Annotated in this window: 17 protein-coding genes; 16 read left to right on the forward strand and 1 reads right to left on the reverse strand. The window is 72.5% G+C overall.

The features are described 5' to 3' along the window. Window positions 1-421 precede the first annotated feature (421 nt). Window positions 422-655 carry a helix-turn-helix domain-containing protein gene (locus tag QP089_RS00865; RefSeq protein WP_285909172.1) on the forward strand — a complete coding sequence of 78 codons (234 nt, stop codon included), beginning with the start codon at window positions 422-424 and terminating at the stop codon, window positions 653-655. Between the two features lie 24 nt (window positions 656-679). Here the strand turns inward: QP089_RS00865 and QP089_RS00870 are convergent, their stop codons facing one another. Further along, window positions 680-1,210, reverse strand: a complete 531-nt coding sequence (locus QP089_RS00870) for a hypothetical protein (protein WP_285909173.1) — start codon at window positions 1,208-1,210, stop codon at window positions 680-682. Window positions 1,211-1,546: 336 nt separating this feature from the next. On the opposite strand from QP089_RS00870, the gene QP089_RS00875 reads away from it, so the two are divergent. From QP089_RS00875 to QP089_RS00945, 15 genes are all read left to right on the forward strand, one after another. Beyond that, on the forward strand, window positions 1,547-3,145 hold the full coding sequence (locus QP089_RS00875) for a phage terminase large subunit family protein (protein WP_285909698.1): 1,599 nt from the start codon (window positions 1,547-1,549) through the stop codon (window positions 3,143-3,145). 122 nt (window positions 3,146-3,267) lie between these two features. Further along, a complete protein-coding gene (locus QP089_RS00880) occupies window positions 3,268-5,508 on the forward strand; it encodes a phage portal protein family protein (protein WP_285909174.1) in 2,241 nt (746 codons plus the stop codon). Next, window positions 5,505-7,454, forward strand: a complete 1,950-nt coding sequence (locus tag QP089_RS00885) for a hypothetical protein (protein ID WP_285909175.1) — start codon at window positions 5,505-5,507, stop codon at window positions 7,452-7,454. The genes QP089_RS00880 and QP089_RS00885 overlap by 4 nt, the downstream gene beginning before the upstream one ends. Window positions 7,455-7,457: 3 nt before the next feature. After that, window positions 7,458-7,814, forward strand: coding sequence for a capsid cement protein (locus QP089_RS00890; RefSeq protein ID WP_285909176.1), 357 nt, complete (start codon window positions 7,458-7,460; stop codon window positions 7,812-7,814). Between the two features lie 66 nt (window positions 7,815-7,880). Continuing rightward, the gene (locus QP089_RS00895) at window positions 7,881-8,801 is read left to right on the forward strand and encodes a phage major capsid protein (protein ID WP_285909177.1); all 921 of its coding nucleotides are present in this window, start codon (window positions 7,881-7,883) and stop codon (window positions 8,799-8,801) included. 19 nt (window positions 8,802-8,820) lie between these two features. Next, window positions 8,821-9,177, forward strand: coding sequence for a hypothetical protein (locus QP089_RS00900; RefSeq protein WP_285909178.1), 357 nt, complete (start codon window positions 8,821-8,823; stop codon window positions 9,175-9,177). A gap of 71 nt (window positions 9,178-9,248) precedes the next feature. Further along, window positions 9,249-9,620, forward strand: a complete 372-nt coding sequence (locus QP089_RS00905; RefSeq protein ID WP_285909179.1) for a hypothetical protein — start codon at window positions 9,249-9,251, stop codon at window positions 9,618-9,620. A gap of 2 nt (window positions 9,621-9,622) precedes the next feature. Continuing rightward, window positions 9,623-9,802 carry a hypothetical protein gene (locus QP089_RS00910; protein ID WP_285909180.1) on the forward strand — a complete coding sequence of 60 codons (180 nt, stop codon included), beginning with the start codon at window positions 9,623-9,625 and terminating at the stop codon, window positions 9,800-9,802. After that, window positions 9,795-10,235, forward strand: a complete 441-nt coding sequence (locus QP089_RS00915; RefSeq protein ID WP_285909181.1) for a hypothetical protein — start codon at window positions 9,795-9,797, stop codon at window positions 10,233-10,235. The genes QP089_RS00910 and QP089_RS00915 overlap by 8 nt, the downstream gene beginning before the upstream one ends. Window positions 10,236-10,255: 20 nt before the next feature. Next, a complete protein-coding gene (locus tag QP089_RS00920; RefSeq protein WP_285909182.1) occupies window positions 10,256-10,513 on the forward strand; it encodes a hypothetical protein in 258 nt (85 codons plus the stop codon). Beyond that, window positions 10,513-10,761, forward strand: a complete 249-nt coding sequence (locus QP089_RS00925; protein ID WP_285909183.1) for a hypothetical protein — start codon at window positions 10,513-10,515, stop codon at window positions 10,759-10,761. Before QP089_RS00920 ends, QP089_RS00925 begins: the two co-directional genes overlap by 1 nt. A 4-nt stretch (window positions 10,762-10,765) precedes the next feature. Next, the gene (locus QP089_RS00930) at window positions 10,766-11,203 is read left to right on the forward strand and encodes a hypothetical protein (RefSeq protein ID WP_285909184.1); all 438 of its coding nucleotides are present in this window, start codon (window positions 10,766-10,768) and stop codon (window positions 11,201-11,203) included. Between the two features lie 3 nt (window positions 11,204-11,206). Beyond that, window positions 11,207-11,644, forward strand: a complete 438-nt coding sequence (locus QP089_RS00935; protein ID WP_285909185.1) for a hypothetical protein — start codon at window positions 11,207-11,209, stop codon at window positions 11,642-11,644. Between the two features lie 87 nt (window positions 11,645-11,731). Next, window positions 11,732-12,313 carry a phage tail tube protein gene (locus QP089_RS00940; protein ID WP_285909186.1) on the forward strand — a complete coding sequence of 194 codons (582 nt, stop codon included), beginning with the start codon at window positions 11,732-11,734 and terminating at the stop codon, window positions 12,311-12,313. Further along, a complete protein-coding gene (locus QP089_RS00945) occupies window positions 12,310-12,912 on the forward strand; it encodes a hypothetical protein (protein ID WP_285909187.1) in 603 nt (200 codons plus the stop codon). The genes QP089_RS00940 and QP089_RS00945 overlap by 4 nt, the downstream gene beginning before the upstream one ends. The last annotated feature ends 32 nt before the right edge of the window (window positions 12,913-12,944 follow it).

Genomic DNA, 12,944 nt, shown 5'->3' on the forward strand with positions numbered 1-12,944 from the left:
GGCCCTTTGGCCGCCGAAAGAAGATCCCTCAGAACGATCGAAATGTTCGCGGCGAAAAGGACTAGCCCTCCAGTCACGCTTGGAAGGCTCAATCCTTTGAAGCTTGCACGCGAGATGGTCGGCGCTGTGATCGCGTGCCATGAACCCGGCAGTCTGCGGTGGCTATGCCGCCAACTATAGAAGAAATCGACCGGACGGGCTGATGAATTAGATTAGCTCTTCATGCAGGCGGTCGCTCACATTCCGTCGGGCGCCCAGGTTACAGGCCTGGTTGTATCTGTTGGGCATCCTGAGAGCTATGGACGGGAGGACGACGGGGTCGCTGGCGGAGTTCGCCGAAGGCACCCGGACGGGACACAACTGCTGATCACGCCCGCTGGGACGTCGGCTTGGCCATGAGACACTCACTTATCCTTGTTCTATGGGCGCACTTCTGCTTGATCGAGACGACGAGTTCTCCCGCGTCCTCACCATCACGGAGGCCGCCGCCGAGGTCGGCCGCCCGCCGGCCACTGTCCGGGACTGGATTCGCAAGAAGTACCTCGTCCCGCTGCGTGTCCCGGGGTCACGTCGCGTCTACACCACCGCCGGCGCGGTCCGCAACGCCGAGCGACGCGCATATCTCAACACGCCACGCCCGTCCCAGACGGCTTGACGCAGGCCAAGCTTCCCCTACCGGTCAGGAGTGGCGGTATTCCGCGAGGATCTGCGCCTCGCCCTCCCCGAAGGTGTACGTGATCACCGACCACGGCGACGCTTCGTTGTGCTTCGCCTCGATGGCGTACGCGGCCGGCTCCTTGTCGGCCTCGACCTCGTACCCGGCAGCCTTCGCCTTCGCCTGGGTGTTCTCCCACGCGGCGCGGGCGTCACCGATCCGCATGGTGACCGAGTACTGCAGGCACGGCACCCCGGCCACGCCAGAGTGCGTCTCGGACTTGATGGTGGCGTTGTCCGGCAGCGGGATCTGACTGCGCGGGCACTCGCCGTCCTGCGCAGGCGTCGAAGGCGCGGTCGTTGACGGCGACGCGGCCGGGGACGGCTCGGAAGAAGTCGGGGCTGGCTCCCCTGAGGCGCTCGCGGCCGGGCGCGCCGGGGAAGACGTCGCGGCGCCGGCGGCTGGGCGGTCCGAGTCCCCGCCGGAATCGCAACCGGAAACCAGCACAGCCGACACGGCGACGACAGCGGCAAAGGCCCAACGGGAAGACGGCATGGCGAGATCCTAGAAACCACCCACAGCCTGCGACACCCGTGGAATACCGGGTTCCGTCTCGCCTGACCGTCGAGGCTGTGACCGCTAAGGTCGCGCACCGGCGACCGTTCACACGCCGCACCGCAAACGCCCGCAGCTTGACGCAGGTCAGAGGGGTACCACAAACTGATCCCAGCGTGGCGACGTGTCGCCGCATCCTTGAGGCCCTGGTCGAGCGTCCGCTCCCGGGGCCTTCCGCATTTTCCGGCCCTGCCCGACGCGCCGCGTAGCGGTACCGCGGCGACCGTCCGCAACGTCTGCAGCACGAGCGTCCAGGGGGGTGAGCGCGTGCCGGCCATGACCGCCCTCGCCCCCACCCTGAACCCGGTCGTGGGGGTCGCCGACGCGATCCGCCGCCAGTTCGCCGCCCCGCCCCCGCAGCCCGCGCAGTTCGCGACGCCCGGCGCGCTCGCCGTGGCGCTCGACCCGACCACCGTGCAGACCCCGGCGCTGGACGTCATCGACCGGGAGCTGGTCGCGCTCGCCGACGGCGACAGCGACCGGCTGATGATCTTCATGCCGCCGCAGGAGGGCAAGTCCGTCAGGACCAGCCAGCGGTTCGTTGAATGGGTGCTCAAGCGGGACCCGAGCTTGCGTGTCGCGATCGTGTCGTACGCCGACGAGATGGCCCGCCGCTGGGGCTCCGACATCAAGCTGGACGTCGAGACGTTCAACGGCGAGGACGGCACGGTCGACCTCGGGCTCCGGCTACGCGCTGATTCCCGCGCTGCCGGCCGCTGGCAGATCGGCGGGCACCGCGGCGGGGTGTACTGCGTCGGCGTCGCCGGCGCCCTCACCGGTAAGCCGGTGGACCTGCTGGTGATCGATGACCCGATCAAGGACCTGGAGCAGGCGCAGTCGGCGACCTACCGGGAACGGGCGTGGCGGTTCTGGCAGGCGGTCGCGATCCCGCGGCTGGGGCCCGGCTCCAAGTGCGTGCTGATCCAAACCCGGTGGCATGAGGACGACCTCGCCGGGCGGCTGCTGGCCAACGAGCCGGGCCGCTGGCGCGTGGTGTCCATCCCCGCGATCGCCGAGTCCAAGGATGACCCGCTCGGCCGCAAGCCCGGCGAGCCGATGATCTCCGCGCGCGGTACCCGGGACTGGGCGTCGATCCGCGCCTCGGTCGGCGAGTACGTGTGGGCGGCGCTCTACCAGCAGCGCCCCGCCCCCGCCGCCGGTGGCCTGTTCAAGCGCGCGCACCTGCGGTACTGGACGCCGATGCCCGCGGACACGACCCGGCACGGGCTGGCCGGCGGCCGCCGTCTCGACCTGGCGGGCCGCACGGTCATGTTGGACGACTGCTGGCGGTTCCTGACCGTCGACCTCGCTGCGTCCACCAAGACCTCGGCGGACTACACCGCGGTCGGGGCGTGGGCGATCAGCCTGGACGGCGACCTCATCCTGCTGGAGGCGCAGCGGGCGCGGATCGAGGAGGCCCAGCACTGGGACCTGGTCCGGCCGCTCCGCGAGCAGTGGGCCGCCGACACCGTGTTCGTGGAGTCCCGCATGTTCGGGACGACGATGGTGATCGACGCGACCCGGGCCGGGGTGCCGGTCGCGGAGCTGCAGGCCGACACCGACAAGATCACCCGGGCGCTTCCGGCGACCGCGCGGGCGTCCACCGCGCGGCTGTGGCTCCCGGCTGGTGACACCGGAGCGGACGTGCGGGACGAGCTGCTGGCGTTCCCCAACAGCGCGCACGACGACTACGTCGACGTCGTCTCCTACGCGGCGCGGGTTCAGGCCGCGCACTGGCTGCCGCAGGAGAAGGCCGACGACCGCGCGCAGCGGCTCGGGCAGGCCCGCCCGGACGACAGCCCGATCACGCAGGCGTACGAAGCGGCGACCGGCACCGCGGCGGCGGGCGACGACTTCATGTCCCTGAACTACTGACCGCCCCCGGCGCGCGGCTGATCGGCCGCCTGTCGGCCGTTCGGGTGGCCGGACATGTTTAAACGATCACCGGGCGGGCGGCGGGCGCCACACGACCGATCTAGACGCGCAGGGGGTGGGACGTGGCGGCACCACCGACCCGGGACCTGGGCACGATCGATCTGCGGGACGTGATCGGCTCGCAGTGGGTGGACACCACCGAGTTCGTCCCGGACCTGGCGTGGCCGGCGTCCGTGCCGATGTACGCGCGGATGCGGCACGACCCGAAGCTGTCGGCGATCCTGCGGTCGTACTCGCTGCCCATCCGCCGCGCGACCTGGGCGGTGGACCCGCGCGGCTGCCGTGACGAGGTCGTGCAGATGGTCGCCGATGACCTCGGCCTGCCGATCCTGGGCGTCGACACCGAGCCCGGCCCGGCCCGGCGCCGCGGCGTCGACTTCGGCGAGCACCTGCGGCTGGCGCTGCTGTCCCTGACGTTCGGGTTCATGCCGTTCGAGCGCCGCTACGAGATCCGCGACGGCAAGGCCCGGCTGATCAACCTCGGCGAACGGATGCCCTGGTCGATCGGCACCATCGACCTGAACAAGGACGGCACGCTCGCCGCGGTCCGGCAGGAGTACGGCGTCACCGCGACCATCCCCGCGAACAGGTTGGTGTGGTACGCCCACGACCGGGAGGGCGCGACCTGGACAGGCCGGTCGCTGCTCCGCGCCGCGTACGGGCCCTGGCTGCTGAAACACGAGCTGTGGCGGGTCCACGCAACGTCGATCCGCCGGTTCGGGATGGGCGTCCCCAGCGTCACCGCGCCGCCCGGCGCCACCCCGGCGCAGGTCCAGGAGGCGCAGCGGCTCGCGTCGGCGATGCGCGCTGGCGACACCGCGGGCGCCGGTCTCCCGAACGGCTACACCTTCCAGCTCACCGGGATGACGGGATCCGCGCCGGACGCCCTGGCCTACATCCAGTACCTGGACCAGCAGATGAGCACCGCGGCGCTGACCGGCTTCCTGGACCTCGGGCAGACCGCCACCGGCTCGTACGCGCTCGGTGAGTCGTTCATCGACCAGTTCCTTCTGTCGCTGCAGGCGGTCGCGGACGAGATCGCCGCCGCGGCGACGTCCGGGCAGCCGGGACTGAAGGGCGCGGTCACGGACCTGGTGGATATGAACTGGGGCACCGAGGAGCCGGCGCCGCGGGTCGTGTGCACCGACGTCGGCCGCCGCCGGGACCTCGCCGCCGAGGCGCTCAAGGGCCTCGTGGACGCCGGGGTCATCACCGCGGACCCGGCGCTGGAGGCGTACCTCCGCAGCGCCTACCGTCTCCCCGACCGCGACCCCGGCACCCCGTTCGGTGGGCTGGCGCAAGCCGGGCTGGAGGGCATCCTCACCATCGACGAGCGCCGCGCGCAGGTCGGCCTGCCGCCGCTCCCGAACGGCGAGGGCAACCGGCTCCTCGAACCCGCTGGCGCGCCCCCGGCCGAGCCGACCGGGACCGACACCCCGACCGCCCCCTCCCCCGTTTCCGAGGGGGCCGGGACTGCGCCGGCCGCGGCCAGGGCGCGGCCGCGCCGGCGCAGGACCCGCCGCGACAGCATCCGCGCCGCCGGAGACGACGAGGCCGGGCACCGGCAGTTGACCGTGCTCGAAGCCGCCTCCGGGATGGACCCCGACCAGCTCGCCGAGGAGCACACCACCGCGCTCGATGACCTGCTCGCCGCGTGGGCCGCCGTGCAGACCGCGCAGGTCGCCGCGCTCACCGACCAGATCGCCGCGGCGATCGAGGACGGCGACACCGCGGCGCTCGCCGCGCTGACCGTCGACACCGGCCCGGCCGCCGAGGTCCTCGTCCCCGCGCTGATCGCGATGGCGCAGGCCGGCGCGGAACAGGTCGTCGCCGAGGCCGCCGCCCAAGGGGTGGAGCTCGACGTCCCGGAGCTGGACGAGGACGAGCTACAGCAGGAGGCCGAGACGATCGCGGCGCTGATGGGGTCGGCGACCGCCGACGCCGCCGGCCGAGAAGCCGTCCGGGTCCGCACCCCCGCAGCGTCCGGCGACACCATCGCCGACCTGGTGCGGTCCCACATGGAGGGCCTGACCGATGCGTGGCCGCGCGAGCAGCTCGGCGGAGCGCTGTGGGCCGCGCAGGCGCGAGGCCGGTGGGCGGTCCTGTCCGGCGCCGACGACGCGCAGATCGTCGCCTCCGAGGTCCTGGACCGCAACACCTGCGAGCCCTGCCGGGACATCGACGGAACCGTCTTCAAGTCCCGCACCGCCGCCGAGGCCGCGTACGCCTCCGGTGGTTACACCGGCTGCCTCGGCCGGCTCCGCTGCCGGGGTGTCCTGATCGCCGTTTGGGGGGACTCGTGACAGAGGTGACCGTCCCGGCCGCGCCGCCGCTCGTCACGGTGCCGAACGTCGAGCTGATGCACGTCGGGACGTGGGACATCTCGACCGGCACCGCGACGTTCACCAGCGGCGACCTCGCGAACGCCGTGGCGGCGCTGGACTGCCCGGCCGTCCGCCGCCCCGTGCTGAAGCTCGGGCATACCGAGCCCGACCCCGACGAGCACGGGATGCGGTGGGACGGTGAGCCCGCGATCGGCTACATCGCCAACATGGCCGTGGTCGAGGGCGGCCGCACCCTCGTCGGCGACTACGCGGGGATGCCCGCGTGGCTGACCGGCGAAGTCCTCGCCTCCGCCTACCCCGACCGCAGCATCGAAGGCCATTACGACTTCCGCTGCCAGCTCGGGCACACCCACCCGTTCGTGGTCACCGCCGTCGCGCTCCTCGGCGTGGTCCCGCCCGGCATCGGCACCTTGCAGTCGCTGCAGGACGTCGCCGCGCTGTACGGCGTCGCCGCGGCTGACGCGGTCGCTGCCGCGTCCGGGGAGCCGCCCGGTACCCCGATCACCGTCGCCGTTCACGCCGCCCGGGAGGACGCCGTGCCCAATCCCCGCCCCGCCGAAGTCCGCGCGGGCGTCACCACCGACGACGTCCGCAGAGCGTTCTACGACAGCGAGTACGGCAAGAGCTGGGACATCTGGATCACGGAGCTACAGCTCGACCCCGAGCTGCAGCTCATCGTCGTGGACGACGCGTCCGGGAAGCTGCAGCGAGTCCCCGTCGTGGTCGGCACCGGCGACGGGGAGGACGCCGTCACCTTCGGCGACCCGGTCCCGGTCGTCGTCCGCTACGAGGACGCGCCGGCCACCGCGAACGCCGCGGCCGCGGTCCGGCCGGCGCTGCGGTACGCCTCCCGGCAGGAGTCCCGCCCGGCGCCGGTCAACGCCGCGGCGAAGGTGTCGGACGCGCCCTGGTCGGAGTTCACGCAGGCGGACTACACCGTCGAGCAGTGGCACGCCGCGTGCCTGATCCACACCCACGACGGCGACCCGACCAGCAAGAACCAGTGCAAGCTGCCGGTGTACGAGCCCGACGGCACGTTGAACCGCGCCGCGGTGGAGGGCTCGGCGTCGTCCGGTATCTACGCGCTGAAGAACGTCACCGACGAGCAGCGCCAGGCGGCCGCCGAGGAGCTGGTGCGGCTCTACAACGACGACCTGAACGAGGACCCGCCGGAGCGGCTGGTCGAGCTGGCCGGCACCGACGACACCGCGGACGCCGCCGCCAGCCGCAGCCGCGCGCAGGACTCCCCGCGCGAGCAGACCGGCAGCCGAACGCCGGCGCGCGCACCCGAGAACTCCCCGGCCGCGGCCGGGGCCCCATCACAGGAAGGAGCCGGAATGGACCCGGCGAAGCTGCGCGAGGCCCTGGGGCTCCAGCCCGAGGCCAGCGACGACGAGGTGCGGGACGCCCTCACCACCCAGGGCGTCATCACCCCGACCGCCCCGAACCCGGCCGGTACCGAGGAGGAGGCGGAGACCGAACCGGCCGCGCACCCGGCCGCCCCCGAGGGCGGCGCCGACACCCCGGAGGGCGAGCAGCCCGGTACCGGTACCGGCACCGCGGCGGCGTCGCTGCCGCCGGGCACCGTCGCCATCGATGAGGCGACCCTCGCCGAGCTGCGCGCGCAGGCGCAGCAGGGCGTCGCGGCCCGCGCCGAGCAGCTCCGGCAGGACCGCGACCGCACCCTCGACGCCGCGATCAAGGCCGGCAAGTTCCCGCCCGCCCGGCGCGCCCACTGGGAGGCGTACTGGCAGCGCGACGAGGAGGGCGCCCGCGCCGCGATCGCCGACCTCGCCGAGGGCCTGGTCCCGGTCGAGGACGCCGGCGAGCCCGGCACCGAGCCCGACGGCGGTTACGACGACATCGACCGCCTGTTCTCCGTCCCCGTCCCGAAGGGCGCCTGATCCATGACCGACTACATTCCGGTTTTCGAGCCCGCCACCGCGGTCACGCTGACCGCGTCCGCCCCGATCTCCGCCGGACAGCTCGTGGAGGTGTCGGGCGACGGCACCATCGGCCCCGCGGGCGCCGACTCCGCCAAGTACGTCGGCGTCGCCGCGCACGCCGCCGTGAACGGTCAGCGGCTCGTGGTGTGGCCGCGCGGCATGGTCCACGAGTCGATCGCCTCCGGCGCGATCGCCGCCGGAGCGGGCATCAGCGCCGCCGCGGCCGGCGCGGTCGCAGCCGCCGGTGCCGGCCCCGTGCTCGGGATCGCGCTGACCACCGCCGCCAACGCCGCCCGCGTCCGCTGGGTCGCCGCCTAACGACCTCCGACGCGACTGCCCCCACCCGGTCCGGGCTGGGGGTTTTTGCGTTGAGAAAGGAAAATCATGCCCACCTTCCCGCCGGCGGCGCCGACCCTGTCGGGCGACCTGCTGACGATCCACCGGCTGCTGCAGTCGCCCACGCTGCTGCAGCGCCGCCTCCGCACCATCACCGACCTGCGGTTTGTCTCGGACCAGATCCTGACGCAGCGTTTCCGCAGCTCGGGCGGCTCGGTGCTGTACGAGGTGTCGGAGCCGATCACCTCCGACCGGCCCGTCGAGTCCGTCGCCCCGGGCGGCGAGTACCCGATGGCCGCGACCCCGGAAGGCGCCGCAGCGCTGGCCGCGGTGCTGAACTGGGGCCAGGCGACCCTGATCACGGACGCCGAGATCAAGCGGACGGTCCCGATGGGCAACGCCGTGGACCGCAAGCTCCGCAAGCTGATCAACTCCGTGATCTCCCGGATCGACTCGATCACGATGAGCGCGGTCGGGTCGGCCGTCACCAACACCCTCGCCGCCGGTGCGGCCTGGGACGCCGACGCCGCGACGATCATGCGGGACCTCGAGCGCGGCAAGGCCGAGATCATCGACCTGAACCAGGGCTACGCGCCGGACACGGTCCTGATGTCCTCGACCAAGTACGCCGAGCTGGCCTCGGACGAGAAGATCGCGGCGCTGCGGCGCCGGGAGGCGACCGACAACCCCGTCTACACCGGGACGATCGACGTCATCGACGATCTGAAGGTCGTCACCACGTCGAGCTCCAACCTGCCCAGCGACGACGTGTGGATCCTCGACAGCGTGCAGCTCGGCGGTATGGCCGACGAGACCGACGTCGACCCGGGTTACACCGTCTCGGACCTGGCCGTTCAGGTGCAGACCCAGCGAGTGCCCAAGCGGGACTCCTTCGAGATGTGGGCGCGGCGCATCACGGTCCCGGTCATCCAGGAGCCGGCCGCCGCTCTCAAGATCACCGGCACCTGACAGGAAGGGACCTCCGACGATGACGCAGTACGTGGTCACCGCGCCGTGCCTGGTGCACGTGCCGTTCGCGACCCCGCAGGGCAGGCAGCTCGGCACCCTGTACGCCGGTGCGCTTCTGCCCGACTCGGTCCCGCAGGACAAGATCGACTTCTGGCTCGACTCCGGAATGATCAAGTCCACCGGCGAGGACACCGCGGCGTCCGAGCCCGAGCCGCGCAGCGGCAGCGAGGACGCCGCGCCGCCGCCCGAAACCGGCACCGGCTCCAGCAAGGAAGCCTGGGTCGACTACGCCGAGAAGCGCGGCATGGCCCGCTCCGACGCCGAGGCCATGAACAAGGCCGAGCTGATCCAGGCCCTCAAGAGTCGCGGCGAGTGACCTGACCCGGCCTCGCCGGACCCCGCCGGAACCCCTGGGGCCGGGTCAGCCAGACACGACAGGAGCAGAGCATGGCGACACTCGACCGGACCGTCCTGACCCCGCTGGGCTCCAACACCCGCGGCGCGGCGGCGGGGCAGGCCGCCGGGTGGCAGCCCGCGACCGCGGCGGGCGGGGACCTCATCCCGCTCACCGGCCGCGGCGTCATCATCCGCGTCCGGACCACCGGCACCGCCTGCAGCGCGGTCATCGACTCGGTGGCGCCCAGCAACTACGGCGGCGACCAGGACCTCACGATGACGCTCGCCGACACCGACGAGCAGGAGGTCTACCTCGACGCCTCGGACGCGCGGTGGGACCAGGGCGGCGCGAACCGCGGCTACGCCAAGGTCACGTGCTCGCAGGTGGTCGGCGTGTCGATCGCCGCGAAGATCGTCCCGTAGCCGTGCCGCGGTTCGAGCTGGACGTCCGGGTCCGGATCGGGGACGGCGAGTGGCTCTCGCCCGTCACCGCGGTCGGCGCCGGCGACAGCGCCGACGAGGTGACCCACGAGGTCGCGGAGGCTCTCCGCGGGATCGCCACCGCGCTGGACACCCTGCCGAGGGCGGTGCCCGACGGTGGCTGAACCGTGGGCGCCGTCCCTGACCGACGTGGGCGGGAAGATCCCCACCCGCACACGGGACTACACCGACCCGGGCGACGACACCCCGACCGGGACGTTCAGCGACCGCACCGTCCCGACTGCCGAGATGGTGCAGCCGACGGTGGACGGCGCCGTGACCGCCGTCCGCTCCGCCGTCTCGCAGATCCCCGACGACCCCCGGTTCTACGCCCTGGCGCGGGAGGCGGCGGCATGGCGCGCGGCCGCCGACATCGAGCTGGCGTGGCCCGAACGCGACGGCGACATACGCGAGGTCTACGACCGGCTCGACGCCCGCGCCAAGCTCGCCCTCCAGGAGCTGGTGGACGCCTGCGACGACGCCGGCACCGGCGTGGACGGCGGGACGCCGTCGTGGGAATTCCCGCGCCCGGTGCCGTGGGGCGACGACTACCTCTGACCTTTGAAAGGAACACGCTGATGGCCGACCAGTCGGGCGACTTCGTCGCGCTCGTGCCGATCTTCTACCGGGGCTCCCGCGCCTACAACCCGGGTGACCGGGTGCCCGCCGTGAACGTGCGCCGACACGAGTACCGGGTCGGCGAGCAGGTCGCCGAGTACGACAGCCCGGAGGCTCGGGCCGTCCTCGGCCTGCCCGAGCCCGCCGCGCCGCAGCCGCTCACCGCGCCGGCGGACAAGGCGCCGTCGAAGAAGACCGCCGACCGGGGCACGAGCTGATGCCGCCTCGTCCCGAGGACCTCGCCGCGCACGGCCTGGTCCCGGAGGTGACGGTCCAGCTCCGTGACCTCGAGCCGGTGCTCGGCCTGGTGTCGGCCGTGTCCCGGTTCTGCGCCACCCTCACCCAAGCCGCGCTCGACGCGATGAGCGAGGACTCCCAGATCGCGCTGGGCGACGTCCAGGCGGTGCTGTGGCGCCTGCAGAACACCGTCCCCGAGCAGCCGCCCCCGGCGGCGAAGGAGCGATGAGCCGATGCCGGTCGGTGGTGTCCTGCGCTGGAACGCCCGCGAGCTGGACCAGCTCCTGAACGGCGAGAACGGGCCCGTCGCGCGGGACCTGCAGCGCCGCGGGGAGATCGGCGCGCAGGCCGCCAAGCGGCTGTGCTCGGTGTCCCCGGCCGGCTCCAACGGCCGCGGGTCCGGCTACACCCGATCGAGCATCGGGTGGGACCTCGGCCGGGACGGGCGCGGCCTGTACGTCGACGTCCGCGCGACCGCGAAGACCCCGGACGGCATCCCGATCGGGCTGCTGCTCGAGCTGGGCACCCGCGCGCACGAGATCGCCTCGCACGGCAACTACCCGCTGCGCAACAGGCGCACGGGGCAGGTGTTCGGCCGGAAGGTGCAGCACCCGGGCACCCGGCCGCGGCCGTTCCTGCGCCCGGCGCTGGTCGAGATGGTCCGGGCCTGACCCGTGGCCGTCGATGCCGAGGGCGCCGTCCGGGAGTGGCTGAACGCCCGCGCGGACCTGGTCGGGCCCGGCCGCCCCATCCCGCTCGGCGCGCACCTGACATACCTGCGGTCGCCCGGCAAGGGCACGTACGCCTACCTGCAGGTCGTGGCCGGGTCCCGCGCGCTGTCCGCCGAGCGGCCCGTCCACGCCGCGCGGGTGTCGGCGATGTTCCACGGCACGACCCGCGAGACGTCCGCCCGCGCCGCCGTCGCGTACGCGACCGCACTCGAGGCCCTGGAGGGGTTCCCGACGGCGATGGGCGCCGGCGCGATCTGCCACACCGTCGCCGACATCTCCGGTCCGCTGGCCACAGACGAGCACGAGTCCAACCGCGAGCAGTTCGTGTACGTGGTCGACGCCGACTTCTACCTGTCCGCGGCGGCGGACCTCACCGCCTGATCTGCGCCCGCGCCGCGTAGCGCGGCGCCCCTGTTTCACACCGTCCCATCACCGGAGGGGCTGTAGCAGCCCGGAAGGAAGACCGTCATGCCCGGGATCACCGTCCCCACCACGGGCCTCACTCTGGGCCCGGGGTTCCTGTTCTACGCCCCGCTCGGGAGCGTGCTGCCCGACAACACCGTCACGAACGGGAAGTTCACCGACCCGTGGCCAGAGGCGTGGAAGCCGATCGGGATCACCAAGGAGGGCCACGAGTTCTCCGTCGAGCCCGACACCGACAACGTCGAGGTCGCCGAGTACCTGGAGACGCTGCAGTACGTGACCACGGGCCGCGAGATCGGCATGAACTTCGAGATCGCCCGCATCACCAGCAGCCTGATGAAGGTCGCGATGAACGGCGGCACGATCACCTCGACGGGCACGGGCACCGACCAGCTCAACCAGTACACCCCGCCGGAGATCGGCGAGGAGACGCGGTTGATGCTCGGCTGGGAGTCCAACTACTTCAACGAGCGGCTCGTCATCCCCAAGGCGTTCCAGCAGGGGAACGTCACCGTCGCCCGTCAGAAGGGCGCCGACAACGCGACGCTGCCGACCGAGTTCCGGTGCGAGCGGCTGCAGGGCGAGCCGCCCTTCTACCACTGGACGATCGGAGCGGACCTGGCATGAGCGAGCAGCCGCTACAGGGCAACGTCGTTCCGCCCTCCCACATCCGCCTCGCCCCGGGCACCGCCGACGCCGGCGCGGTGCCGCCCGGGGACGCGCCGGAGCAGCCCGCCGGCACCGACGTCCAGGACCCCGAGCGCGACGCCCGCGAGGTCCAGGCGATGGCCGAGGGCGTCACCCTCGCCGACCGCGTCGAGTGCATGGGCGGCTGGTATCGCATCAAGGACAAGGTCGGCCTGATGCCGCTCATGCGGTTCGCGCACGTCTCCAAGAAGGTCGATGAGGACGACCTGGAGGCGCTGGTGTGCATCTACGACATGCTGCGCGCCTGCATCCACCCGAAGGACTGGGACCGGTTCGTCGCCGACATGACGGAGAAGGACGCCGAGGCCGAGGAGCTGATGCCGGTCGTCGCGCGGACGATGGAGATCCTTTCGGCCCGCCCTACCCGGCAGCCGTCCGCCTCCTCGGATGGGCGGCCGGCAACTTCGCCTACCTCGACGCGTACGTCCTTGCCGGCGCCGCCGCCGGGCCGGGAGATGCCGGACTGGGTCAACGACACCATCCCGGTGGCGGACATCGCGTCGGCGCGCTCGGCCTGACGTTCCGGCAACTGCTCAACACCGTCTACTTC

The organism is Actinomadura opuntiae (genome assembly GCF_030283205.1).
Classification (GTDB): domain Bacteria; phylum Actinomycetota; class Actinomycetes; order Streptosporangiales; family Streptosporangiaceae; genus Spirillospora.